Source organism: Methanothermobacter sp. KEPCO-1 (genome assembly GCF_008033705.1).
In the GTDB taxonomy this organism is placed as follows: domain Archaea; phylum Methanobacteriota; class Methanobacteria; order Methanobacteriales; family Methanothermobacteraceae; genus Methanothermobacter; species Methanothermobacter marburgensis.
The window spans coordinates 1,570,341-1,592,418 of the sequence record NZ_CP042937.1 but is presented as its reverse complement, the minus strand read 5'-3'; the positions used below and the strand labels follow the sequence as shown (position 1 = coordinate 1,592,418).

Annotated in this window: 28 protein-coding genes; 17 read left to right on the top strand and 11 right to left on the bottom strand. The window is 49.6% G+C overall.

Translation table 11 applies throughout. The annotated features are described in order from the left end of the window. Nucleotide 1: 1 nt before the first annotated feature. The 3 genes from FVF72_RS08590 to FVF72_RS08580 all read right to left on the bottom strand — a co-directional run bounded on the left by FVF72_RS08590 (nucleotide 2) and on the right by FVF72_RS08580 (nucleotide 1,500). Entirely contained in the window at nucleotides 2–379 is a 378-nt protein-coding gene (locus tag FVF72_RS08590; protein WP_013295793.1) for a roadblock/LC7 domain-containing protein, read from the bottom strand. Between the two features lie 114 nt (nucleotides 380–493). Further along, nucleotides 494–1,060: a hypothetical protein gene (locus FVF72_RS08585; protein ID WP_013295794.1), complete on the bottom strand. Its 567-nt coding sequence runs from the start codon at nucleotides 1,058–1,060 to the stop codon at nucleotides 494–496. Continuing rightward, nucleotides 1,057–1,500, bottom strand: coding sequence for a hypothetical protein (locus FVF72_RS08580; RefSeq protein WP_242451126.1), 444 nt, complete (start codon nucleotides 1,498–1,500; stop codon nucleotides 1,057–1,059). Before FVF72_RS08580 ends, FVF72_RS08585 begins: the two co-directional genes overlap by 4 nt. A 78-nt stretch (nucleotides 1,501–1,578) precedes the next feature. Between FVF72_RS08580 and FVF72_RS08575 the strand changes: the two genes are divergently transcribed. The 5 genes from FVF72_RS08575 to cobM all read left to right on the top strand — a co-directional run bounded on the left by FVF72_RS08575 (nucleotide 1,579) and on the right by cobM (nucleotide 4,446). After that, nucleotides 1,579–1,992 carry a methyl-coenzyme M reductase family protein gene (locus tag FVF72_RS08575; protein WP_242451127.1) on the top strand — a complete coding sequence of 138 codons (414 nt, stop codon included), beginning with the start codon at nucleotides 1,579–1,581 and terminating at the stop codon, nucleotides 1,990–1,992. A gap of 110 nt (nucleotides 1,993–2,102) precedes the next feature. Further along, nucleotides 2,103–2,324 carry a hypothetical protein gene (locus FVF72_RS08570; RefSeq protein WP_013295797.1) on the top strand — a complete coding sequence of 74 codons (222 nt, stop codon included), beginning with the start codon at nucleotides 2,103–2,105 and terminating at the stop codon, nucleotides 2,322–2,324. A gap of 142 nt (nucleotides 2,325–2,466) precedes the next feature. Next, entirely contained in the window at nucleotides 2,467–2,709 is a 243-nt protein-coding gene (locus FVF72_RS08565) for a TIGR00304 family protein (RefSeq protein ID WP_013295798.1), read from the top strand. A gap of 10 nt (nucleotides 2,710–2,719) precedes the next feature. After that, nucleotides 2,720–3,592, top strand: coding sequence for a DUF166 domain-containing protein (locus FVF72_RS08560; protein ID WP_013295799.1), 873 nt, complete (start codon nucleotides 2,720–2,722; stop codon nucleotides 3,590–3,592). 122 nt (nucleotides 3,593–3,714) lie between these two features. Further along, nucleotides 3,715–4,446 carry a precorrin-4 C(11)-methyltransferase gene (gene cobM, locus FVF72_RS08555; protein WP_187239677.1) on the top strand — a complete coding sequence of 244 codons (732 nt, stop codon included), beginning with the start codon at nucleotides 3,715–3,717 and terminating at the stop codon, nucleotides 4,444–4,446. 36 nt (nucleotides 4,447–4,482) lie between these two features. On the opposite strand, the gene FVF72_RS08550 is transcribed toward cobM, so the two are convergent. After that, nucleotides 4,483–4,866 (bottom strand): CopG family ribbon-helix-helix protein, encoded by a 384-nt coding sequence (locus FVF72_RS08550; protein WP_147671863.1) that lies wholly within the window; start codon nucleotides 4,864–4,866, stop codon nucleotides 4,483–4,485. Between the two features lie 116 nt (nucleotides 4,867–4,982). On the opposite strand from FVF72_RS08550, the gene FVF72_RS08545 reads away from it, so the two are divergent. The 4 genes from FVF72_RS08545 (at nucleotide 4,983) to FVF72_RS08530 (ending at nucleotide 7,738) form a co-directional block, all read left to right on the top strand. Then, a complete protein-coding gene (locus tag FVF72_RS08545) occupies nucleotides 4,983–5,870 on the top strand; it encodes a metal ABC transporter solute-binding protein, Zn/Mn family (RefSeq protein ID WP_255503709.1) in 888 nt (295 codons plus the stop codon). Nucleotides 5,871–5,875: 5 nt separating this feature from the next. After that, on the top strand, nucleotides 5,876–6,622 hold the full coding sequence (locus tag FVF72_RS08540) for a metal ABC transporter ATP-binding protein (protein WP_147671861.1): 747 nt from the start codon (nucleotides 5,876–5,878) through the stop codon (nucleotides 6,620–6,622). A 5-nt stretch (nucleotides 6,623–6,627) separates the two neighbouring features. Further along, nucleotides 6,628–7,434, top strand: coding sequence for a metal ABC transporter permease (locus tag FVF72_RS08535; RefSeq protein ID WP_147671860.1), 807 nt, complete (start codon nucleotides 6,628–6,630; stop codon nucleotides 7,432–7,434). A gap of 97 nt (nucleotides 7,435–7,531) precedes the next feature. Beyond that, nucleotides 7,532–7,738 carry a hypothetical protein gene (locus FVF72_RS08530; protein ID WP_013295805.1) on the top strand — a complete coding sequence of 69 codons (207 nt, stop codon included), beginning with the start codon at nucleotides 7,532–7,534 and terminating at the stop codon, nucleotides 7,736–7,738. Here the strand turns inward: FVF72_RS08530 and rpiA are convergent. Genes rpiA through FVF72_RS08515 form a run of 3 tightly spaced genes read right to left on the bottom strand, consistent with a single transcriptional unit; the run spans nucleotide 7,728 to nucleotide 9,906 of the window. Then, entirely contained in the window at nucleotides 7,728–8,405 is a 678-nt protein-coding gene (gene rpiA / locus FVF72_RS08525) for a ribose-5-phosphate isomerase RpiA (RefSeq protein ID WP_147671859.1), read from the bottom strand. The genes FVF72_RS08530 and rpiA overlap by 11 nt on opposite strands. Nucleotides 8,406–8,418: 13 nt before the next feature. After that, nucleotides 8,419–8,862, bottom strand: coding sequence for a UPF0179 family protein (locus tag FVF72_RS08520; RefSeq protein WP_147671858.1), 444 nt, complete (start codon nucleotides 8,860–8,862; stop codon nucleotides 8,419–8,421). Further along, nucleotides 8,863–9,906 (bottom strand): NAD(P)-dependent glycerol-1-phosphate dehydrogenase, encoded by a 1,044-nt coding sequence (locus FVF72_RS08515; RefSeq protein WP_147671857.1) that lies wholly within the window; start codon nucleotides 9,904–9,906, stop codon nucleotides 8,863–8,865. A gap of 134 nt (nucleotides 9,907–10,040) precedes the next feature. Between FVF72_RS08515 and proS the strand changes: the two genes are divergently transcribed. Genes proS through thiD form a run of 4 tightly spaced genes read left to right on the top strand, consistent with a single transcriptional unit; the run spans nucleotide 10,041 to nucleotide 13,608 of the window. Next, the gene (gene proS / locus FVF72_RS08510; protein ID WP_147671856.1) at nucleotides 10,041–11,438 is read left to right on the top strand and encodes a proline--tRNA ligase; all 1,398 of its coding nucleotides are present in this window, start codon (nucleotides 10,041–10,043) and stop codon (nucleotides 11,436–11,438) included. Between the two features lie 12 nt (nucleotides 11,439–11,450). After that, the gene (locus tag FVF72_RS08505; protein ID WP_013295810.1) at nucleotides 11,451–12,152 is read left to right on the top strand and encodes a hypothetical protein; all 702 of its coding nucleotides are present in this window, start codon (nucleotides 11,451–11,453) and stop codon (nucleotides 12,150–12,152) included. After that, nucleotides 12,149–12,820: a 2-phospho-L-lactate guanylyltransferase gene (cofC, locus tag FVF72_RS08500; RefSeq protein ID WP_013295811.1), complete on the top strand. Its 672-nt coding sequence runs from the start codon at nucleotides 12,149–12,151 to the stop codon at nucleotides 12,818–12,820. The genes FVF72_RS08505 and cofC overlap by 4 nt, the downstream gene beginning before the upstream one ends. A gap of 8 nt (nucleotides 12,821–12,828) precedes the next feature. After that, complete coding sequence (thiD, locus tag FVF72_RS08495) at nucleotides 12,829–13,608, top strand: bifunctional hydroxymethylpyrimidine kinase/phosphomethylpyrimidine kinase (protein ID WP_048901200.1); 780 nt, start codon at nucleotides 12,829–12,831, stop codon at nucleotides 13,606–13,608. 322 nt (nucleotides 13,609–13,930) lie between these two features. Here thiD and FVF72_RS08490 read toward each other — a convergent pair whose 3' ends face one another. From FVF72_RS08490 to FVF72_RS08480, 3 genes are all read right to left on the bottom strand, one after another. After that, complete coding sequence (locus FVF72_RS08490; protein ID WP_013295813.1) at nucleotides 13,931–14,953, bottom strand: adenylosuccinate synthetase; 1,023 nt, start codon at nucleotides 14,951–14,953, stop codon at nucleotides 13,931–13,933. 81 nt (nucleotides 14,954–15,034) lie between these two features. Continuing rightward, the gene (locus FVF72_RS08485) at nucleotides 15,035–16,363 is read right to left on the bottom strand and encodes an ATP-binding protein (RefSeq protein WP_147671855.1); all 1,329 of its coding nucleotides are present in this window, start codon (nucleotides 16,361–16,363) and stop codon (nucleotides 15,035–15,037) included. A 238-nt stretch (nucleotides 16,364–16,601) separates the two neighbouring features. After that, on the bottom strand, nucleotides 16,602–17,174 hold the full coding sequence (locus FVF72_RS08480; RefSeq protein WP_013295815.1) for a hypothetical protein: 573 nt from the start codon (nucleotides 17,172–17,174) through the stop codon (nucleotides 16,602–16,604). Between the two features lie 302 nt (nucleotides 17,175–17,476). Between FVF72_RS08480 and FVF72_RS08475 the strand changes: the two genes are divergently transcribed. Continuing rightward, nucleotides 17,477–17,833 (top strand): zinc ribbon domain-containing protein, encoded by a 357-nt coding sequence (locus tag FVF72_RS08475; RefSeq protein ID WP_013295816.1) that lies wholly within the window; start codon nucleotides 17,477–17,479, stop codon nucleotides 17,831–17,833. Between the two features lie 8 nt (nucleotides 17,834–17,841). Here FVF72_RS08475 and FVF72_RS08470 read toward each other — a convergent pair whose 3' ends face one another. After that, on the bottom strand, nucleotides 17,842–18,303 hold the full coding sequence (locus tag FVF72_RS08470) for a methylated-DNA--[protein]-cysteine S-methyltransferase (protein ID WP_255503708.1): 462 nt from the start codon (nucleotides 18,301–18,303) through the stop codon (nucleotides 17,842–17,844). A 74-nt stretch (nucleotides 18,304–18,377) separates the two neighbouring features. On the opposite strand from FVF72_RS08470, the gene FVF72_RS08465 reads away from it, so the two are divergent. The 3 genes from FVF72_RS08465 to FVF72_RS08455 are packed head-to-tail and all read left to right on the top strand — an operon-like array spanning nucleotide 18,378 to nucleotide 21,976. Further along, a complete protein-coding gene (locus FVF72_RS08465; protein WP_147671853.1) occupies nucleotides 18,378–20,627 on the top strand; it encodes a sensor histidine kinase in 2,250 nt (749 codons plus the stop codon). 9 nt (nucleotides 20,628–20,636) lie between these two features. Next, nucleotides 20,637–21,566, top strand: a complete 930-nt coding sequence (locus tag FVF72_RS08460; RefSeq protein WP_013295819.1) for a magnesium transporter — start codon at nucleotides 20,637–20,639, stop codon at nucleotides 21,564–21,566. 23 nt (nucleotides 21,567–21,589) lie between these two features. Next, nucleotides 21,590–21,976, top strand: coding sequence for a hypothetical protein (locus FVF72_RS08455; RefSeq protein WP_013295820.1), 387 nt, complete (start codon nucleotides 21,590–21,592; stop codon nucleotides 21,974–21,976). Nucleotides 21,977–22,078: the final 102 nt, after the last annotated feature.

Sequence of the window (22,078 nt, the reverse complement as noted above, 5' to 3'; positions counted from 1 at the left end):
TTCACATCTCCCTTAGAATTTCATCAACCTGCGCTGCCCTTGAATCCATTTCAAAGAGCAGCAGACCAAGTTGTGCCTCCGGTTCTGCCAGGGCCGTGAATATGGCCTTCTCACCTGCAGGTTTGAGAATGATTATACCCTTCTCGGTTCTCACGGTTATCTCAGAAACGCCGCCAGTGTTCATCTGCCCTGATGCCGCCTCTGCAGCACCCATTATGGTTGAACATAGGGCTGAGAATATCCTGGCATCAACATCTGGAGGTGTCCGTGCGTTTATAAGTAGCCCTTCCTTTGAAACAATACCCGCAGCCCTTATCTGACCGACCTGCATAAAAGCAGAGAGCACATCATCCAGTTTTTCCTTCTTTGTTTTGGCCATCAATACACCCCAGTGACTCGGTAACCGGTATCAGGAAGTGTTCCCGGCGATGAGTATTACAGTTTAATTATGTTGTTAACCCTTTATATCAGTTTACATCTGGCTTGGTGTAATTTAAGGAGGAAGCCATACCGCCTCAGACGTTGTGAAAACGTAGTGATCTGAAAGGGCAGGGTTGTGGTAGGTGCCGGTCAGGTTCTCTGTCCTGAAGGTCCGTGAGATGGATCTCCTCATGCAGAAGTTCACCCTATCAGAGAGGGACTCCCTCAGGGAAGACTCCATAGGTGGGCCAGAGAGCCATGCCCTCAGACGGAACTTCCTCCGCCCGTATGTGCTGTTGTAGCCCTCATCAATCAGCTCAACCCTGAGAACCCTGACATCAGACGGCTGCAGGAGGACTGGTTTCTGATTCTGGTACTCCTCAAAGGTAACAGCAGGGTAGACTGCAAGGGTGTCAGTCGTAACCCCCTCCAGGGCCCCTGTTTTTGCAGCCGAATGGGCCGCCATGAGTTCAAGCTGCATTCCAGCCTGAACCGCTATGAGTGTGGCAATGAGGAGCCCGGCACCTGTAAGTAGCAGGTACTCAATGGGTACCTGCCCTCCGGTGCAGCCATAGATATGACCTGGCCTCAAATTTGTCACAGATGAAGCCCAGGGACTCCTAGATACATCCAACCTCAAAGTCTCACCTCCGAGACCATGATAAGGGTCCTGTTATTCCTGCAGGTGTTCCTTATTGAGTATTTCCTGCCTGCCTCAAGGTTAATTGATGCAGGGTTCCCCTTTGAGTCCACAATGAGAACAGGGCATATATCTGAGAATCCCCTGTAACCATCCGCCCAGCCATAGACCCCTGTTGAGTTGATCCTCAACCTGTAAGCTGATGTGTGGTTGAGACGGGGAGGGAGCTCAACAACAACTTCACGGCCCGGGCCCCCTGCAACTGCAAGGTCAACGGCACATGCCACATCATCCATGAGTATGCGGAGTTCAAGAAGTCCCTGCTCATGGTGAACACCATCAATCCTTGAACCTGCAATGGCAACCATGGTGGATAAAAGCAGAACCATGAAAAAGGTTGATACTACGGCGTCAGCTGCCAGAACACCATGTTTATCCATGAGGATAATTAATAAATTTTTGTATATAAATATTACTAACTGGTGTATAGATATAGTTTGATGCACATAAACACTTACATGTATTCCCTAGTGGTCTTCACAGGGGGACCCCATAACTTCCATGAACTTGAGGAATTTGTTGAGGATGCCGGTGGCCTTATAATCCAGAGGGACACATTCAGTGTTCACAGGGGCCAGTACTTCCTGAGAAATGAGGTCAGAGTCCTATGCATCATTCCCAGCGCAGATGAAGAAACACTCAGAGAGACCGCCCGCCGGATAAAGGGGGAAATAGAGGGCCTGGATGTTAATCAAGATGTCCTTGAGAGGATAAAGTCCCTTCTTGAGGTCTATGATAGGCTCGCAGAGGAACCCTCATGGACCCCCGGAGATGAGATTGTGGCCGATGACGGCCTCCTTGATGAGATGGTTGACATGGAACTCATTGAAAGAAGAAAGAGGGGCCATAGGGTCGAGTACCGTCTGCTATGAGATTATTATGCTGACAAAAATTTCGGGGTCCGTTCTGCATCACAGAATTCACGTCATCCAGATTTATGTAGGTGGTCTTTCAGATTAGTATAGGAGCTGGAGGATTTAATATGGCAAATGAAATAAAACAGCTTGTGATAGGTATAAGCAGAGAGGGAGAGATAATCGTAAAGAGTAACAGGGGGAGGATCTACCCGGTTAAGGTATCGCCCGACCTCAGTTTCAGCTGTGAGGACCTCTTCAGGCACACTGATATGGAACTCTACGCAACAATAAATACTGAGGTCCAGCCCTGGGAATGCGTGTCCATTGAATACGTGGAGCCAGAGTAAAATCACCGGCCATTTATTTCATTCAGAGACATGGGTTTAGCAGCCACTGACACATGACATACCACTTAAATAAAATGAGGATTATAGCTGTAAGACCAGATACACCAGATAATATGAGTACAACAATTCAGTGGAGGATATTATGAGGGGAGAGATTCTCATAACCGCCGGAGTAATCCTTATAATCACAGGCATACTCTTAACATTCATTGGAGGAGCCCTCAGCGCCTCCCAGACAAGGGATAAGGGGGAGGTTAAGGCCGCGGGAGTTGTAATGATAGGGCCCGTGCCCATAATCTTTGGCAGCGACAGAAACATGGCCATCACAGGGGTTGTGCTTGCCCTGATCCTCATGGTGGTTGCATACATACTGTTCTACAGATAGGTGTGCTTCCATGAGGATCATAATGGTGGCCTGTGGAGAATACGGCGCCAGGGTGGTGAATACCGTCGCCTCCCATGGGCTGGCACCGGACATAGTGGCTGTATTTGATTATGATGACTATTCTGGTGAATTTCTGGATGATCCCTCATCACTTCTTCCCCCAGAAATCCCTGATGCAGATCTCACAGTTGCTGCGGGGCTCTTCGGTGACCTTAACCTTGTAGCAGCTGAAATAGCCGTTGAATCGGGATCGAAGGCCATCATAGTGGAATCCCATGCGCCAGGTCAGCTTCCTGAAGGCCTTAAATCTGAAATTTCCGGGATGGTTGAATCAGCCGTCTTCCCATCACCCTTCTGTTCACTTGATACTACAGGAAATCCCTTCATTGACTCATTTGCATCAGGATTCGGGAAGCCTGAGGTGGAGATGGATGTGAAGGAGAGTGTCCTTGCGGTCAGGGTTAAAAGAAGCGCCCCCTGTGGTTCCACCTTCTACGTTGCAGAGAGGATAAGGGGTGTTCCCCTCCATGAGGTGGATGTGGCTGCAGGTGAAGGATTCCACAACTACCCCTGCCTGGCATCCATGGAAGCTGACCCTGCACTGGGGGATACACACCTCCACGTTGCAGGTTACCTCACAAGGGAGGCCTTCAAGAGGGCTGCCGGTGTGCCCGGGGTTCATGCCCGCGTGAACCCCCAGGAATGCCTGGGAGAGGACTGTGGCTTCCTCTGCATGGATGTCTGCCCCCTTGTCAGGTTATCCATGAATACCATAAGGAGGAGTGTGACTGCAGAGGTGGATCCCTTCTCCTGCGGTGCCTGTGAGAGGTGCGCCAGGGAATGTCCCCACGGTGCCATAGAAATGATAAACCCGCGGCCATGAGGGGGATCCACAGGGTCATCAATACCCCCGACGTAAACCCTGAATAATGGAGAGGAGATGATAATCTGAAAGGTACAGAAAACCCTGAAGTTAATGAAAAGGTTGCAGGTGAGGTTGTATTCATAGGTGCAGGTCCAGGGGACCCTGAACTCATAACACTGAAGGCCATACGGGTTCTTGAAAGGTCCGATGTTGTGATATACGCCGGTTCACTTGTAAACAGAAAGATCCTGGAATACGCGCCAGGTGCAGAGGTCCACAACAGCGCCCATATGGACCTCGAGGAGATAACAGAAATCATGGTGAATGCCTGCAGGGCCGGTAAAACCGTGGCGAGGGTTCACACAGGAGACCCCTCTATTTATGGGGCCATCAGGGAGCAGATGAGGGTTCTTGATGAGAAAGGAATTCCATACAGTGTTATACCCGGCGTCAGTTCCGTTTTTGCAGCCGCAGCCGCCCTGGGGGCCGAACTTACACTCCCTGAGATTTCTCAGACAGTCATAATAACACGTCCTGCCGGGAGAACACCTGTGCCGCCTTCAGAGAGCCTCGAAGAGCTTGCAAGACACGGTTCAACCATGTGCATATTCCTGGGTGTCCACATGATAGGGGACGTTGCAGAGAGGCTGATGAATCACTACCCACCTGACACCCCCGTTGCCGTCGTTAAAAGAGCCTCCTGGCCTGATGAGGAGATTGTGAGGGGCACGCTGGCAGATATATCCATGAAGGTACGTGAGGCAGGTATAAAAAAAACTGCCATGATAATCGTGGGAAGGGTTCTCGATCCAGGGGAGTTCAGAGCCTCCAAGCTCTACGACGCAGGATTCAGCCACGAATACAGGCCCTGAACAAATCTTATTCTCCTTTTTTAAGTATACCAGAAATCAGAACGTGAAGAGCTTTATGTGGGCCATTCTCCCGCAGGCAATGAACCTCTCTGTGAGGTCCCTCACCCTTGAGGACTCTCCCTCAATTATGAAGAGTTCAAGGCACTTCCCATCCTTGAGGTGACTGTGTATCTGGGTGCTGATTATATCCTCATAGTCATGTTTTATCTCTGTGACCATGTCCTCGGCATTTCTATGATGTATTAGAAAGAGAACCGCGTTTATATCTCCCCTCAATTCCTGCATGTTTCTTTTCTCATCTATCAGAAGCTTTGCAGCAACTCTTATAACATCAGATCTCCCTGAGAATCCCATCTCATCCCTCAGTGCATCTATCTCCGCGAGGAGCTTTTCACTGAGTGAAACACTGACCACAACCATGGATAACTCTATTTTAATAAGAATTTATATACTTTATGCTAAAATTTATTAAATTATCTTCCAAATATTAACAATTTTTATATGTTTTCAGGGACATAGATTGAATGGGTGGTTGGATGGAAAGATGGAAGATAGGTGCAATCGCACTTATAACCATACTCTCCGTGGCTGGAATGTACGTCTTCACATCAGAGGCATCAGATGAGCCGCGGCAGGGAAAACTGATTGTGGCGGTTACAGTAATGCCCCAGAAGGAGTTTGTGGAGGCAGTTGCAGGGGACCGGGCAGAGGTGGTTGTCCTGGTGCCAGAGGGCGCCGATCCCCACACCTATGAACCTGAACCAGAGACACTCAGGAGGGTGTCAGAGGCCAGAGCATACTTCATTGTTGGATCCGGCCTTGAATTCGAAAACCACTACCTTGATAAAATAAGGACACTTAACCCCAGTATGAGGATAATAAACACTTCAGAGGGGATAGAGTTCATTCCATCAGCCATTGAAGATTCACATGAATCAGCCGAGAGCCCATACGACCCCCATGTGTGGACATCACCCAGAAACGCAATGGTGATGGTGAACAATACACTGATGGGGCTCCAGGATATTGACCCCCAGCACAGCAGATACTACAGGGAAAACGCTGCCACCTACCTTGAAAGGCTGCATGAACTGGACATGCGAATCAGAATGGAACTTAAAAACAGAACCGGTGAGAGCATACTGGTCTACCACCCTGCCTGGGGATACTTCTGCAGGGAATACGGGTTAAAACAGGTCGCAATTGAAAGGGAGGGAAAGGAACCCGGTCCGGCAACGTTATCACTGATAATTCAGGATGCCAGAAGGAAGAACATAAGGGTTGTAATTGTATCACCACAGTTCAGCAGGAGGAATGCAGAACTCATTGCAGACGAGATAGGGGCGAGGGTTGCCGTCGTGGACCCGCTGGGGGGAAACTACACCAGAAACATTGAGGAGGTACTCAGGGCGCTTCAGGGGTGATGGAAATGCTGGCGGTTGAGATGAGGGATGTGAATTACCAGGTGAATGGCAGACCCATACTTGAGGACATCAACCTTGAGGTACCTGAAGGTGAAATCCTTGCAGTGATCGGACCCAACGGTGGGGGTAAAACAACACTCCTGAAACTCATAACAGGACAGATAAGGCCATCCTCAGGGACTGTGAAGGTTCTGGGGGAAAATCCTGAGGATGCCAGGGAAAGGATCGGATACCTCCCCCAGAGGAGTCACTTCAAAACAGATTTCCCCATAAACGTCCTCCAGACAGTCCTCATGGGCACATACAGGAGATTTGAGGCATATACAGATGATGATAGAAAAAGGGCCCTCAGATCCCTGGAAATGGTGGGGATGCTGGATTACAGGGATAGAAAAATTGGTGAGCTCTCAGGGGGGGAGCTGCAGAGGGTTTTCCTTGCAAGGGCCATTGTGCGGGACCCTGATCTTCTCCTCCTTGATGAGCCAACTGCAAGCGTTGACCTGGCCTTCAGGACCTCGTTCTACAACCTCATGGATGACCTCAGGGAGAGGATGACGGTGATCCTGGTATCCCACGATATCGGGACGGTCGCACAGCACGTGGACAGTGTGGCGTGCCTGAACCACAGGCTATTCGTCCACGGAACAGTGGAGAAGGCCGTCAGCTGCCTTGAAGATGCATATGGCTGTCCAGTGGAACTCATCGCACATGGGATACCCCACAGGGTGCTCCATGAACACAGGGAGGGGTGATTGATGTGCTTGAGATCCTACAGTACCAGTTCATGAGGAACGCAGTGGTTGCAGCGGTACTTGTCAGCATAGCCTGCGGTATAGTTGGAAGCTACGTTGTGGCCAAGAGGATAGTCTCAATAAGCGGAGGTATATCACACGCAGCATTCGGTGGTGTGGGGCTGGGGTACCTACTCGGTGTGAATCCGGTGACGGCGGCCATCCCCTTCACCGTTGCAGCCGCTCTCCTTATGGGTAAAATCACGAGAAAAACAGATATAAGTGAGGATACCGCGATAGGCATGCTCTGGTCAGCCGGTATGGCCCTGGGTATACTATTCGTGAACCTCAGCCCTGGTTATGCCCCGGATCTCTTCAGCTACCTCTTCGGCAACATCCTCATGGTAAGCAGCACCGACCTCTGGACCATGCTCCTCCTTGACCTCATCATAATAGCAAGTGCCCTCCTTTTCAACAGGGAATTTGTGGCACTCTGCTTCGATGAGGAATACGCAGAGGTCCTTGGTGTGCCTGCTGACACCTTTTACCTTTACCTGCTTTCCCTGGTGGCCCTAAGTGTCGTTGTGCTCATAAAGGCAGCGGGCATAATACTTGTGATGGCACTGCTCACGGTTCCAGCGGCTGTTGCAAGGGACTTCAGTACCGATATGGGGGACATCATGGTTAAGGCCTCAATCACAGGCATCTTTGCAGCTATACTGGGCCTATGGGTTTCCTACTGGTTCAATATATCATCAGGGGCCGTCATAGTCCTTATACTCACACTTCTATTTGGCGCGGCCCGGATACTGAAGTCCCTGAGGAGTTCATAAGATCTATGATCTATCAAAAAATACAAAAAATAGATAAGCCGGGATTCGCAGCAAGCATATCAAAAAATACATTAAAGAATAGATGAAACCCTAGATTATGAAGTGCGGATCAGACCTCAGGGATACACTGAAATCAGCAATCGGTGACTACCTCAGCATCACACTCATAACCGGGAAGACGTACTACGGTGAGGTCAAGAGAGTTGAAACCGATTATCTGAGCCTTGAACTAAAATTAAGGGGTGGTAAAACAACCACCACCGTCATAATACCCCTTGCACATATTGTAACGATCACCCTTTAGGCCTGAGGACCTCAACACCACCCGCAGTCCCCACGATAACCATATCTGCAAGGCCTGCGAAGATACCGTTCTCCACAACACCAGGTATACTGTTTAGGTCCACCTCAAGGCCTGCCGGGTCATCAATGGCACCGAATAATGCGTCAAGGACAAAGTTGCCGTTATCGGTTACAACGGGGCCGTCCTTCCCCTCACATGACCTGAGGGTTACACTGGCACCCATGGACTCAAGTCTCATCATAACGGGTCTGCAGGCTGCGGGGATGACCTCAACAGGGAGGGGAAATGCGCCCAGTCTATCAACAAGTTTTGATTCATCCACTATAACTATGAAGCGCCCTGCAGATGAGTCAACTATCTTCTCAAGTGTGTGGGCAGCCCCACCCCCCTTTATAAGGTTGAGTTGAGGGTCCACCTCATCTGCACCGTCAACCGCAACATCAACGTCGTGTTCTGCAAGACTTGTAACCCCTATACCTGATTCTGCTGCAAGGAACATTGACTGGTAGGATGTGGGGACACCCATAACCTCCAGTTCCTCCTCCCTGACGCGCCTTCCAAGTTCCACTATGAAGTGGTGGGTTGTTGAACCGGTGCCGAGTCCAACGATATCCCCATCCCTTATTTCCTCAACCGCCCTTAGGGCGGCCATCCTCTTGAGATCCATTGTGAACTCCCATTCATTTTTTATTCAGGGGTTTCAAAAGAACCCTTCTCAGTTCATGACCGCCAGGACACTGTTTTCCAGGTTTTCCAAGATTTTTTACAATCCTGCACCTGTCACCCTCCAGGATACCCTCGGGGAAACATAGATCATGCATGCTGCACTCCAGGTCACATTCAGGAAACTCAAATGATATCAATGATCCCTCAAATGCTCCCTTAGCGTCTATGAGTGCCTCAACATTGGATTTTTCAACCTCAATCACCTTCACCTTCTCCCCAAGATGAACCGGGCACCTCTGGTACCTGTCCTTAACATCGGTTATCCTGTAGAGCCTCCCCTCCTCGAGGGGTCCTATGCATGTTGACCTGAACCTGCAATCCTCACATTCCTCTGCAGGTCCGCAGAAGAGGAACCTTGACCCCTTCCTTGCAAGTTTTTCACCGATAAGAGTTATCAATCATATCACTTCCGTTATCTTTGCAAGCCTTTCAGCGGCCTCGCGGGTTAAACCTCTGTCTCCAAGGATTGTGTATCTTTCCTTTCTGATGGTGTGGGCCACTGTAAGTGCCTCTATAATGTATTCAGGGTCGATGCCGAGTTCGGCCGCTGTTGTCGGGGCGTTTATCCTTGCCAGGGCATCCCTTATGAACCTCCAGTCCCCGCCGTGTAGGTGCATCATCATTATGGTCCCCACCCCGCACTGTTCACCGTGGAGTGCAGGTTCAGGTGCCACCATGTCAAGGGCGTGGCTGAACTTGTGCTCCGAGCCACTGGCAGGCCTGCTGCTCCCCGCTATGCTTATGGCTATACCGCTGCTTATGAGTGACTTCACAGCCAGCCTTGCGCTCTCCTCAAGACCCTCCTTTATGGCGTCGGCGGAGTTTATAATCATCTTGGCCGTCATGAGTGAAAGTGTTGCTGCTGATTCACTGTACCTCTCATTAAGAAGCCTGTGGGCAAGTTTCCAGTCCATTATGGCCGTGTAATTGGATATTATATCTGCACAGCCAGATGCAAGGAGCCTGAAGGGGGCCTTCCTTATGACCTCGGTATCTGCTATCACACCGATGGGTGAGGAGGCCTCAAGGGATGCTGTGCCCTCACCGTTCCTTATTGATGCCCTGGGGGAGGCTATCCCATCATGGGATGCCGCTGTGGGCACACTTATGAAGTGCACGTCCTCAAGGGTGGCGGCCATCTTCGCAACATCGATGACCTTACCCCCACCCACACCGAGCACAAGGGAGGTGCCGTTGAGGCCATCCTGGACCTGGGCCACCGAGGCCATGGTGGCATCCCCAACCGTAACCTGGTCAACCTCGAATCCAGCATCCTGCAGACTCTCAATAGCCGTTTCACCGGCAATTTTAAGGGTTCTGGGGCCTGTCACCACCATAACCCTTCCCTCGAATCTGAGGTCCCTGCATATCCTCCCGGTATCCTCTATAACACCGGGCCCTGTGTGTATCTCCCTTGGTAGCTGAATTTTCCTTGGATCCATGTTAACCCTCTGATGGAGTATATTATTTAAGTAGGAGTAATAAAATAATTTTTGATTGGTGTTTATCTCCAGAGGAAAATATACTTTTGCAGAAATTTATCAGAAAAGACCCTAACTGTTATCATGGTGAAAAAATGACAGAGTTCAGTGAATGGTTCCACAATATTTTAGAGGAAGCTGAGATTATAGATCAGAGGTATCCGGTCAAGGGTATGCATGTATGGATGCCCCATGGATTCAGGATAAGGAAAAACACCCTTAACATCCTGAAGAGGATACTTGACAGGGACCATGAGGAGGTTCTCTTCCCGCTTCTTGTACCGGAGGATGAACTGGCAAAGGAGGCCATACACGTAAAGGGCTTCGAGGACGAGGTTTACTGGGTTACACATGGGGGCCTCAGCAAACTCCAGAGGAAACTGGCCCTCAGGCCCACAAGTGAAACCGTCATGTACCCCATGTTCGCACTCTGGGTGAGGTCACACACGGATCTACCCATGAGGTTCTACCAGATAGTTAACACCTTCAGGTATGAGACAAAACATACAAGGCCTCTGATAAGGGTACGTGAGATAACAACCTTCAAGGAGGCCCACACAATACATGCAACCGCCGATGAGGCAGAGGAACAGGTTGAAAGGGCCATAGAGATCTACAGGGAATTCTTCGACTCCCTGGGAATCCCATACCTCATAACAAAGAGGCCCCCCTGGGACAAATTCCCTGGCTCAGACTACACGATGGCCTTCGACACCCTCATGCCCGACGGCAAAACCCTTCAGATAGGAACCGTCCACAACCTCGGGCAGACCTTTGCAAGGACCTTCGAGATAAAATTTGAAACCCCTGATGGTGAGCATGAGTACGTCCACCAGACCTGCTACGGCTTATCAGACAGGGTCATAGCCTCAATTATAGCTGTCCACGGGGATGAATCAGGTCTATGTCTACCCCCGGAGGTTGCAGCCCACCAGGTGGTTATAGTACCGGTTATATTCAAGAAGGCCGCTGATGAGGTCATGGAGGCCTGCAGGGCTCTCAGGGATAGGCTTGAGGATGCAGGTTTCAGGGTGCACCTTGATGACCGTGACCTCCGGGCAGGGAGGAAGTACTATGAATGGGAGATGCGCGGCGTTCCCCTGAGGGTTGAGATAGGGCCAAGGGACCTTGAAAATAATTCCGCGGTCATCTCCAGGAGGGACACCGGTGAGAAGATAACAGCAGACCTTGAGGGTATCGAGGACACCCTCAGGGATCTCATGGATGACATCCTTGAAAACCTTAGGAGCAGGGCCTGGGAGCGGATGGAATCAGAGATCCGTGAGGCAGTGACCATAGAGGAGGCCAGGAACATAATAGAGGAGAAGAGGGGCATAATATCATTCATGTGGTGCGGTGATGAGGAGTGCGGCATGGATGTTGAGGAGAAGGTCAGGGTTGATATCCTTGGGATACAGGAGGGTGGAAGCGGTAAATGCATGAACTGTGGTAGAGACGCCCCCTACAGGGCATACCTTGCCAGAACCTACTAGATGGGAGATTGGATGAACGCAAGAATCCTTCTTGTCATCAGCCTGATATTCATCTTCGCATTTCTGAGCGGAGGGATAGGCTACATCACACTGGGAGGCCCAGACCTTGCATCGGCCGTCAGCGATGGTAGTGCAGAGGTTATACAGAAGGGGAGCGCCGGTAACGTTCCGAATACTGTGGAAATAAGGAACACGGGGGATAAACCTGTACGGGTTGACAGCGGCACCCTGCTGGCCTCAAACACTTCGGGTGACCTTGTAATTGCCACAGACACCCATGTGAGCCCCGGCTCTGCAGAGGATGTTCCCGCATACTCAGTGGAACCCGAGGAGAGGACCGTGCCGGGGGTTAAACTGAAACCCGCCGGTAAAGCCCCGGCACTAATGGTGGATGTCCTCTCATCATCGAACCCTTCAGATCCGGCTGAGGCGTTCAACACACAGCTCAAGCTCTGGGTGCTTGCAAGGGGCGATGAACTCAACATATACCGTGGAGAGGTTTACGCCATGGTTAAAAAGAGGGATATGAGGTTCTACCAGCTCAGGGAGAACATCACAGCGGTGCGGTCAGAGCTCATGGATGAGTACAGGCTCACAGAGGAACAGCTCTCAGAGCTGAACATCACCAGCCCAATCCTAAACCAGACAGAAAGTCCCTTTAAACTGTTCTCAGTACTTGATGCCCTGAAGAACCAGATCGGAGCAAGACAATGAAGACCTGCGCCATAATACCTGTTTCAAGGTTTGCACATGCAAAGACACGGCTATCCCCCACACTTTCACCGTCAGAACGGGAGGGGCTGCTCAGGGCCATGCTGATGGATGTTTCAGAGGCCCTCAGGAGACACGTTGACCGTGTGCTGGTGATCAGTGCAGATGCAGATGTCCTTGAATACGCCTACAGCCTTGGAGTCGATATACTTGAGGAGAGGGGTAGAAAGGACCTCAACGGTGCCCTGGAACAGGCTGCTGAGTTCTGCATACCCGAATTTGAGAGGGTCATGATAACACCCTCAGACATACCCCTCATAGGGAAAACCGATATCACTGAACTCCTCCACAGGGCATCCCACTTTGATGTTGTGATAGCCCCTGCCAAGGGTGGCGGGACCAACACCCTGATATTCAGGCCAGGGTCCATGAGGCTGAGGTTTGGTGACTGCAGCTTCTTTGAGCATGTGAGTGAAGCTGAGAGTAGGGGTCTCAGCGTCTCAGTGTATGACTCATTCTACCTTTCACTGGACGTTAACACAGCAGAGGACCTCGGGGAGATAATACTCCATGGAGAAGGGACCCATGCAAGGGAGTACCTCAGAAAGCTCAGTTTCATCGTGAGGCCCTCAAGGGGTTCTGACAGGCTTGAGGTTTCAAGATCATTCTAGGTGAGACCATGATGGCTCTTTCAATCGCTGGTTTTGATCCATCAGGTGGGGCAGGGATCCTCGCCGATATCAAGACATTCTCTGCCCTTGGAGTTTACGGTGCAGGGGTTATAACTGCACTCACTGCCCAGAACGTGAGGAGGGTTTCGGGTGTAATGGCCGTGCCCCCTGAATTTGTTGCCGAGCAGATCGACCTTGTGATGGAGGACCTGAATATAGTGCACGCCAAGACAGGTATGCTCTACAGTGAGGAGATAGTGCTGACAGTTGCAGAGAAGATCAGGAAATATGACTTACAGGTTGTTGTGGACCCTGTGATGGTGGCGGCATCCGGAGGCAGCCTATCTGCAGGTGGTTTTTCTGATGCGCTTAGAGATCATCTGCTCCCTGAGGCACTCATAGCAACACCAAATGTTGCAGAGGCAGAAAGGCTTTCAGGGGTCCCCATAAGAACCGTGGATGACGCAGTGAGGGCTGCAGGGGTCCTGGGTGAAATCTGCGATGTGATAATAACCGGGGGCCACCTGGGTGGTAATAATGTGCTCTGCATTGACGGTGACGTATCCGTCCTTGAGGGTGAACTGGTAGAGAGCAGGAACACCCATGGAAGCGGGTGCTCATTTTCAGCTGCAACCACTGCATACCTTGAGATGGGCCTTGAACTGGCTGATGCCCTTAGAAAGGCTGGGGACTTTGTAAGGGAGGCCATAAGGTACGGGCACCATGGTACCCTCAACCAGTTCTGGATGTACGGTGAACAGGTTAGTGCTGAAGACCTGCACGACTGATTCAAAAGTTTCATATTATTCCTGTTACATAAGGCTGCAGAGGCTGCCTGTTTATCTGCAGGAAGGCAGAACCCAGCATATCATTCGATACCCATCACAAACTCTTTTTCATGGAAAAACTGAAAAATTCCACCTTCTTCTTCATCAAAGCACTGATTCATCCCTCAAAAAAATTATTTACTGAGAAGTAATTTACCTGAAAGTAAACTAATTTATTCCAGTTCCATGAACCAGAATAATTAAACTAGTCATGCCATGATAACTTGGATGAGAAGGATTGGGTGAAAACCAGAGCAAGGCCTGAAGGTAACCAGAAAAATAATTAGAGCAGCTCATCCCTGAGGTCAATGGTATCCTCAAGGGATGGACCCGTGGATATTATGGTGACCGGAACACCGGTTTCGGATTCTATTTCCTCTATGAAACGTTTCACTTCGGCTGAGAGGTCAGAGTACTCCCTGACACGTTCACATTGAGGGTAGAGTCTGTCGACACAGGTAACAGCGATCTGTGTGGCACCGTTGATCATGCAGGACTCCCTGGCCATCTCCATATCAAACAGGCCAATCCTCCTTCTTCTGCCGGTGACCGTCCCGTACTCCTCAAGACCGAGCTCCTCTGCCTCCTCCTGGCTGATCTCGGTAGGGAAGGGGCCCTCACCAACCCTTGTGATGTATGATTTGAAGACCGCTATGACCTCATCAACCCTTGTGGGTCCAATACCCACATCAGCCGCAGCTGTGCTTGCGGTGGTGTCCTTGCTTGTAACATAGGGATATGTGCCGTAGTAGAGTGAAAGACCGAATCCCTGGGATCCCTCCACAAAGACGTCCTCCCCCTCATCCAGGGCCTCGTTGACCTCCATGGGGACGTCTGTAAGGAAATCCTCCAGTTCACTCACATCACGTGCAAGTTTCGCTGTCCTCATGACGCGGTCTGCGTTGGCGGGTCCGCATCCTGTACCCGTGCTCCCTATCTTCTTGGAGAGGTAACTGGATGACTGGTCCTGTTCCTTGTGCTTCTTCTCTATTATGGCGCACCTGTAGTCGACACCTGTCCTCTCTGCTACACTGTACTTTGAGAGATACTCCATTTCATGGAGGAAGACCTCAGGGTCAACCAGAACCCCGGCACCTATGAGGAGCCTTGCATCCTCATGGAAGAAGCCTGAGGGTGTGAGGCGGAGTCCGTACTTATCACCCCTGAATTCAACTGAATGGCCCGCGTTGGGTCCCACCCCTGCCCTTGCTATTATTGATGGCCTGTCATTGTAACATAGATAGGTTATGCATTTACCTTTACCTTCGTCACCCCATCCTCCTCCAACTAAAACGGTGCACGTCATACTGATTCTCCTTAAAATTTCTGCCTCTCATATATTAAGGGGTATGCAATAAAAGTTTTTCCCAAAGTGCCACTGAGTTACTCATACCTTCTTTCTTATTATCCTCTCAAAGAGCATGGGGGTGAATCTCCTCTGGAGTGCTATAAGGACATGCTGCTGGAGGGCCTCCTCCATGGTTTCAAGGGTCAATCTGTCCTCACCCTTCCTTATCCTCACGGCCTGGGCTATCTGGGCTATATCCCTTGCATGGGCAAAGGTTGGCTGGAGGCCCTCGCCTCCCTCGGTCATCGGCCTGTAGACCTTTGCAAACCTTTCAAGGACCTCAGGGTCGTATTCCTCCCCCATTGATTCAAGGTTGCGCCTGAAGACCTCCACTATCTCATCCACACTGGGTTTTTCAAGGTGCACATGCAGCGGCGCCCTCCTGAGGTGGGCCTCGTCCATTATTGTTATGTCAAGGTTGGTTGAGAAGGCGGGTATGAAGTGTGTGTGGACGATTATCGGTGACCCCTTAACGTAGATCATGTCCTTCTTGTTCTCCAGTGGGACGATGAGGCGGTTCAGGAGGGCGTTGTGGTCCTCCTTCTGCCTTCCAAGGTCGTCGATGAGTAGCACCCCACCATTGGCCTTTATTATGGGGGATGTCTCATAGACACCCTTGTTGGGGTCAAATCTGGTTTCAAGTTTCTCACTTGTAAGTTCGGACCCTGTGAAGACAAAGGGGGCGTATATCTTAACCCACCTTGGGTCCTCTGGCTGTTCAGGGCATGCACGATGGAAGTCAGGGTCATAGAACTGTATGACCTGTTCACTGAACTCCACATACCGTGGTATGACCAGTGGAGGTAGAAGGTCTGACATCTTGCTTGTTATGAAGGTTTTACCTGTACCAGGTGGCCCGTAGATGAATAATCCCTTACCACCTATCGCGCCCTCGATGAGTGTCTTCTTTGCGCTTTCATTTCCCACCACGTCACTGAAGGCCTTATCTATGACCTCCTGGGGGATCCTTATCGGGAATCTTCCCTCAAGCTGCCTGCCCATGATTTCAAAGTAGCGGTCATAGCTTACAGGTGCCATCCCCATGTACGGGTTCTCCCTGAGGAGTTTATCTGCCTGTTTCCTCCCCTGTTTCTTGATGGTGTAGGTTACACTGGGAAAGAGGAAGCCCCCACCTGTGGGGGCGCAGAGTTCATCCTTCTCCATCTCCTTGAGGCACTCCTCAAGTATGTCCACATGTAGACCTGTTATCTCATGTATCCTGTTAACCTGTATGCTACCATAGGTTGCTATGATCTTCAGAAGGAGGTTTTTTATGAAGTTAACTGAGAGGTCTATCTCATCCAGTGTCTTTGGCTGTTTGAGCAGCTCAAAGAGTTCCTGCATTTTTTTATCATGGTAGTAATCCATTCAACCACTCCTCACCTAAGAATCTGTCTCTCTGATAATATAATAGGTTGGGTAACTTAAGCTTTGGCCATCAGTGAATCTACCACCGTACATTATGAGGAGCGGTTATGATTGTACCACTGCAGTTATGTGTTGCGCTAAGAGGAATGCCTCAAAAAAGGAGTTTCTTAAGTTCTCACATGTAAATTTCAGTTCATCATATTTCAAAGCCATTGCTGACTGGGCCGTCCTATCTGGCTCACACACATATGAATTTCAGTTCATCGTCCAGTTCAATGTTTATCATATCCCTGTTGAGGTAGATCTCCTGTAGGATATCGTCTTCCATGTGGAGGACATATATGTCGGGCTCTATTTTTTCCATGAAGTCCTCAAATGTGTTATCTGCGAATTCTGTGAGTTTATCAACCACCGTCCCCATAACATTCACCGTGAACTCATATTCGGCTTCAAGGGGGTCTACGAATTCAAATACCATGTCCACGTCCAGCCAGCCCGGTTCCTGGAACGCCTTCGAGATGACTATGAAGTACTCCTTATCAACCGAGATCGAGTCCCTCAGGTAGTCCCTTTTCTTTTCATAGATCCACCACATGAATGATCGGTGCGGCTCATGGTACCTCTCCTCTATGGCCTCCCTTACGAAACGGTCCATGAGTTCAGGGAGTTTTTCTAGGAATACTGCCTCATAGAGTGTGTTGAAGACGGTTATGTACTCATCACGGAACCATATCTCCTCTATATGCCTGAGGTACCTCTCCATGATTGCCTGCTTTTTCTCATTATCCAGTTCAGCCAGTCTCAGAAACATCCAAAGCCTCCTTTAATTTTGATGGGACCTCCCCTGCCCATCTGTGTGCTGCATAACCCCCATAATAAAGGTGAAAAAGTAAATAATTATCATATATAAGTTTTCTGGTGGTTCAGGTTACTCATGGAAGCTGAGATGAGGGAAACGGATTAACTGCGTTAAACTTACCTATTACGAAGGTGATTCCAGGGTGTAAAGAATTTTTAACCGGAATTTGAAATGATATAATGGGGCTGTGCCGGGGATATGGATTGCCAGAAAGAAACCCGGTGCCCCCAAGCTCAGAAACAAAAAAATGAGATATGAAAGTCATATGTGAAAACTGCGGGAAAGAGAACCCTGAAAACCGCAAATTCTGTTCAGAATGTGGAAAACGCATTAAAAAGAAAACTTCCATGGGCCGTGGAATAGAAGCCCCCTACCCCGGAAAATGTGGCATGAAACCAGTTAATTACACCGCATCAGGGGCCCTTAGTGACCCCTGCAGCTATAGGAGTGGTCTCACAGCCAGTGAGTTCATATTTATACTTCTATTCTCACCACCAGCCGGCCTAATAGGATTCCTTGTATGGTACGGTAAAAAGCCAAGGAGGGCACGGCAATCCCTCACCATCGCCCTGGTGATGTTCCTTTTTTTCATGATCATATTCCTGTTCTAAAATGCAATTCAAATTTTAAAATGGGCCCCCTCCATTTCAAGAAGCCGCACCTTAAGATCAACACCGCCCTGGTAACCCCCGGGTTTTCCATCACTTCTTATGACACGGTGGCATGGGATGATAAGGGGAAAGGGGTTCCTGGCGAGTGCCCCCGCCACGCTCCTGGGCCCCCCTCCAGCAGCCCCCGCAACCTCAGCATAGGTCATGGTGGACCCACGGGGGATACCCATGACCACCCGAAGAACCCCCCTCTGATAGCCGGTGCATAGCCTGAAATCAAGTACCGCTGGATCAAAGGGGACATCCTCACCATCAAGAAATCTGTTCAGCGAATCAAGTACCCCGGAGATGGACTCACATCCAGAGTCTGTGGGGGATACATTAATATCCCTACCTCTGATAAAGAAAACACGCTGAACCCTACCACCTGCACATTTAAGGCCGATACACGCCAGAGAATGTCTCAGCATATACATACACTTAAATGTTCTAGATATTAAGGTATATAGGGTTCTAGATATTAAGGTATATATAGGGGAGTTCAATGGACAGAAATCTCAAGATATTCCTCATAGCAGTAATAACCCTCTCATTCATATCCCAGTTTTTAAGCTTCAAAAATGACCTTGTATCCCTTATAAATATCATAACAAACCTTGCCGCATTCCTGGGACTTCTATACGCCAGCATATACGCAAAAAAGGTCTACCCTCACCTCTACCTTACCCTGATACTCTTATCCGCTGGACAGTTCTTTTCATTCCTTGGTGACCTTACCTGGTTCATACTTGAAAGCATACTACTACAGAGCCCCTTTCCCTCAGTTGCTGATGTGTTTTACCTCCTCTACTACCCCCTATTTGCTGCGGGAATATTCACTGTACCTGTAAGAAGGTACTCCGACGTTAAATCACTCATCGATCTCCTCATAATCCTTGTGGCATCTGCATCAGCAGCCTGGGTTTTCCTTGTGAAGCCAACGGTACTTGCAGGGGGAAATCCAACGTATGTACTTGTAGCTGTCCTCTACATAGTGGGGGACCTGCTTATACTCTTCATGATAATGGATCTCATAATAAACAAGATGGGCAACTTCAGGTCAAGAACCATCTACATCTTCCTTGCAAGCATAGCGCTGCTACTCACAGCAGACATTTCATTCACCTATCAGACCATAACCGGAATCTATGCTAAGGGCACATTCCAGGACCTCTTCTGGGCATTCAGTTACATTATCCTCCTTGTTGCGGTTAATGAATTCTTCAATGAGGACTGGAACATGCCCACATACCTCACAAGAAAGAGTTCAGTTGTTACATATATACCTTATGCATTCCTGGTCCTCTTCTACATTTTAACAGCCTACAGCCTAATTGAGACGGATGCTAAAAATTCACCTGAACTTCTATTATCCCTTGGAATCATAATAGTCCTCTTTGTTGTAAGACAGCACCTCTCAATGAGGGAGAATACCATCCTGCTCAATGAGGTTGATAATGAAAGAGAAAGGGCCGAGAACTACCTTGAGGTGGCGGGTTCCCTCATAATGGTGCTTGATGAGAATAGCCGCGTGAAACTCATAAACAGCAGGGGACTTGAAATCCTTGAATGTAAGCGTGGAGACGTTGAGGGTAAAAACTGGTTCATGGTCTTCGTACCCCCGGAGGATCGAAATTGGCGGGAGGGACTCTACAAAAAGAAGATCAGCTCCGGTGAGGACGGCTACTATCTGACAGGGAATATAATAACATGTAGGGGTAATAGGAAGACCGTCGCATGGCACGTCAGGTTCCTCAGGGAAAACGGGGAGTTCATGGGGAGCATAATCTCAGGGGAGGATATAACGGAGGTAGAGAGGACCAGGAAGGCCCTTGAGATGAGTGAGAAGAGATACAGGGAGATATTCGAACTGGCGCCGAGCCCGATAATCTCACTGGAAGATGACCTCACCATAAGGGACTGTAACAACCGGACGGAATCCGTTCTGGGCTACCGGAAGGATGATCTGGAGGGAAGAGACCTCAGGGAACTTATACACCCTGAAGACTCAGGGGAGGATGTCGAGGGGATCCGGCGCCTCATCAAAGCCGATGGTGATGTCATATACGGGAACCTCAAGCTCACACATGCCGGGGATGAACTGATCCTCATAGTGGAGGACCAGACAGATACAATCAGGTCCCTCAGGGAGAAGGAGCTGCTCCTCAGGGAGATACACCACCGCGTCAAGAACAACCTCCAGATAATATCAAGCCTCCTGAGTATACAGGAGCGTAAGCTTGAATCAGAGGAACTCTCAAGGCTCCTCAGGGAGAGCCGTGACCGTATAAGATCAATTGCCCTTGTCCATGAGCATCTCTACAGATCAACAGACCTCACAACCATAAGGATAAGTGACTACCTCCTGAATCTCATCTCAAAGATAAGCCAGGGGCAGGTTGAGAAGGGTTCTCTCAGGATCAGGACAGATATAGATGACATTGAATTCAACCTTGAGACGAGCCTCCCCATTGGACTCATAGTCAATGAGCTTGTCAGCAATTCACTGAAGCACTCCGGTGCAGAGAACATCACGGTGGCATTAAAGGGGGTTGATGGGATGTTTGAACTCGTAGTCTCAGATGATGGGGTTGGTGTCGAGTCACCTGATGCGCTGGAAAAGGCAGGTAGCATGGGATGGCACCTTGTAAATGCTCTTGCGAATCAGCTTGATGCTGAAATGAAAGTTGAAGCAAAGAAGGGCTTAACCGTCACCCTGAGGTTCAGGGAGCTTGGATACATAAAAAGGTACTGAGTGATTCCCATGAAATTTCATGTAACAGATAGGATCCCATCAGCAACCCCTGAGATGCGCCCCGCTGATGTCCTGAGCCATATAAGGGAAAATAGTGGGGAATATGACAGCATAGACTACGTCTACGTGCTTGAGGATGGTAAACTCAGAGGTGTTGTCTCCATGAGAGAACTGCTATCCAGTGATGGAAGGCTGGGGGACTTCATGCAGAGGAATATAATATCCTTAAACCCTGAAGATGACCCCTCCGATATACCCTACCTTGCACTTTCACATGGAATTAAGGCCATCCCTGTGGTTGACCATGAAGGGAGATTCATGGGAGTGGTGACCCATGATGAGATCATAAGGATACTGAAGGTGGAGGCCGACCGGGACATCCTCCACTTCGGGGGAGTATTCCACAGGGTCATCGACCGGGACCCCGGGGCGATGAACATGGTCAGGTCAAGGGTCCCATGGCTCATTGTGGGGGTCATAGGGGGTACCATCACAGCAGCCCTCATAGGAAGCTTTGAGGATCTCCTATCAGAGTTCATAGCACTGGCATCATTCATACCCATAATGGTGTACATGAGTGATGCTGTTGGAACCCAGTCAGAGGCCCTCATAATACGTAAAATCGCCGTGGACCCGGCGATGAGTCCCCTCCTCTATATAAAAAGGGAGGTTATGGTGGCTGCAGGGATAGGAACCCTTTCGTCTGCATTTGCAGGTTTAATGGCGGGTTTATCAAGGATGAACCCATCACTGGGTTTAATCGTCTTCATATCCATGTTCTTCAGCGTCCTTGCAGCTGTCTTCATATCCACCGCATCCCCAATCATATTCAGGAGGCTCGGGTTTGACCCGGCGGTTGCAACCGGCCCCCTTGCAACCATACTCAGTGACTTCACAACAACACTGATATACCTGACCGTTGCATCATCACTACTATAGAGCGATTTAGATGGAGGCCTTTCATGGAACTGGAGGAGAAAATCAGGGAACTTGAGAGTGAGATAAAGGAGAAGGATGGAAGAATCAGGGAACTGGAACTGAAGCTCGCCGAGTGCCTGGGACGCGTTGATGAGCTGAGGTCAGAGAAATCAGAGCTGCAGGAGGAGGTTAACAGGCTCCATGTGATGAAGCTTGACCTGAAGCTCAGGAACCTTCAGGAACTTGAGGATGAGAACAACCGCCTGAAGCACAGGATAGAGATAACCAAGGGGCTCCTTGATGATGCCAGGGAAAGACTCGAGGTCCTTGAGGGTGTTGTGGATGAGTTTCTAAAGCAGGGGTTAACCGGGAGGTTAAGGGGGAGGGAACCTGAAGGTCTCATCTACTACAGGAAGAGGTTCGGAGACTGAAACCCGGGCCATCATAATTGAAAAACCATCCACCCATTAGCCGAGATCTCCTTACTTTTTTCACAGTTATAAGGAAAAAATGTATATCCACCATGTAACATA

Excerpts from the sequence above, each read along its gene's own strand:
- FVF72_RS08590 (WP_013295793.1), bottom strand. The coding sequence starts at position 379 with ATGGCCAAAACAAAGAAGGAAAAACTGGATGATGTGCTCTCTGCTTTT.
- FVF72_RS08580 (WP_242451126.1), bottom strand. The coding sequence starts at position 1,500 with ATGGATAAACATGGTGTTCTGGCAGCTGACGCCGTAGTATCAACCTTT.
- FVF72_RS08575 (WP_242451127.1), top strand. The coding sequence starts at position 1,579 with ATGTATTCCCTAGTGGTCTTCACAGGGGGACCCCATAACTTCCATGAA.
- FVF72_RS08570 (WP_013295797.1), top strand. The coding sequence starts at position 2,103 with ATGGCAAATGAAATAAAACAGCTTGTGATAGGTATAAGCAGAGAGGGA.
- FVF72_RS08565 (WP_013295798.1), top strand. The coding sequence starts at position 2,467 with ATGAGGGGAGAGATTCTCATAACCGCCGGAGTAATCCTTATAATCACA.
- FVF72_RS08560 (WP_013295799.1), top strand. The coding sequence starts at position 2,720 with ATGAGGATCATAATGGTGGCCTGTGGAGAATACGGCGCCAGGGTGGTG.
- FVF72_RS08550 (WP_147671863.1), bottom strand. The coding sequence starts at position 4,866 with ATGGTTGTGGTCAGTGTTTCACTCAGTGAAAAGCTCCTCGCGGAGATA.
- FVF72_RS08545 (WP_255503709.1), top strand. The coding sequence starts at position 4,983 with ATGGAAAGATGGAAGATAGGTGCAATCGCACTTATAACCATACTCTCC.
- FVF72_RS08540 (WP_147671861.1), top strand. The coding sequence starts at position 5,876 with ATGCTGGCGGTTGAGATGAGGGATGTGAATTACCAGGTGAATGGCAGA.
- FVF72_RS08530 (WP_013295805.1), top strand. The coding sequence starts at position 7,532 with ATGAAGTGCGGATCAGACCTCAGGGATACACTGAAATCAGCAATCGGT.
- rpiA (WP_147671859.1), bottom strand. The coding sequence starts at position 8,405 with ATGGATCTCAAGAGGATGGCCGCCCTAAGGGCGGTTGAGGAAATAAGG.
- FVF72_RS08515 (WP_147671857.1), bottom strand. The coding sequence starts at position 9,906 with ATGGATCCAAGGAAAATTCAGCTACCAAGGGAGATACACACAGGGCCC.
- proS (WP_147671856.1), top strand. The coding sequence starts at position 10,041 with ATGACAGAGTTCAGTGAATGGTTCCACAATATTTTAGAGGAAGCTGAG.
- FVF72_RS08505 (WP_013295810.1), top strand. The coding sequence starts at position 11,451 with ATGAACGCAAGAATCCTTCTTGTCATCAGCCTGATATTCATCTTCGCA.
- cofC (WP_013295811.1), top strand. The coding sequence starts at position 12,149 with ATGAAGACCTGCGCCATAATACCTGTTTCAAGGTTTGCACATGCAAAG.
- thiD (WP_048901200.1), top strand. The coding sequence starts at position 12,829 with ATGATGGCTCTTTCAATCGCTGGTTTTGATCCATCAGGTGGGGCAGGG.
- FVF72_RS08490 (WP_013295813.1), bottom strand. The coding sequence starts at position 14,953 with ATGACGTGCACCGTTTTAGTTGGAGGAGGATGGGGTGACGAAGGTAAA.
- FVF72_RS08485 (WP_147671855.1), bottom strand. The coding sequence starts at position 16,363 with ATGGATTACTACCATGATAAAAAAATGCAGGAACTCTTTGAGCTGCTC.
- FVF72_RS08480 (WP_013295815.1), bottom strand. The coding sequence starts at position 17,174 with ATGTTTCTGAGACTGGCTGAACTGGATAATGAGAAAAAGCAGGCAATC.
- FVF72_RS08475 (WP_013295816.1), top strand. The coding sequence starts at position 17,477 with ATGAAAGTCATATGTGAAAACTGCGGGAAAGAGAACCCTGAAAACCGC.
- FVF72_RS08470 (WP_255503708.1), bottom strand. The coding sequence starts at position 18,303 with ATGCTGAGACATTCTCTGGCGTGTATCGGCCTTAAATGTGCAGGTGGT.
- FVF72_RS08465 (WP_147671853.1), top strand. The coding sequence starts at position 18,378 with ATGGACAGAAATCTCAAGATATTCCTCATAGCAGTAATAACCCTCTCA.
- FVF72_RS08460 (WP_013295819.1), top strand. The coding sequence starts at position 20,637 with ATGAAATTTCATGTAACAGATAGGATCCCATCAGCAACCCCTGAGATG.
- FVF72_RS08455 (WP_013295820.1), top strand. The coding sequence starts at position 21,590 with ATGGAACTGGAGGAGAAAATCAGGGAACTTGAGAGTGAGATAAAGGAG.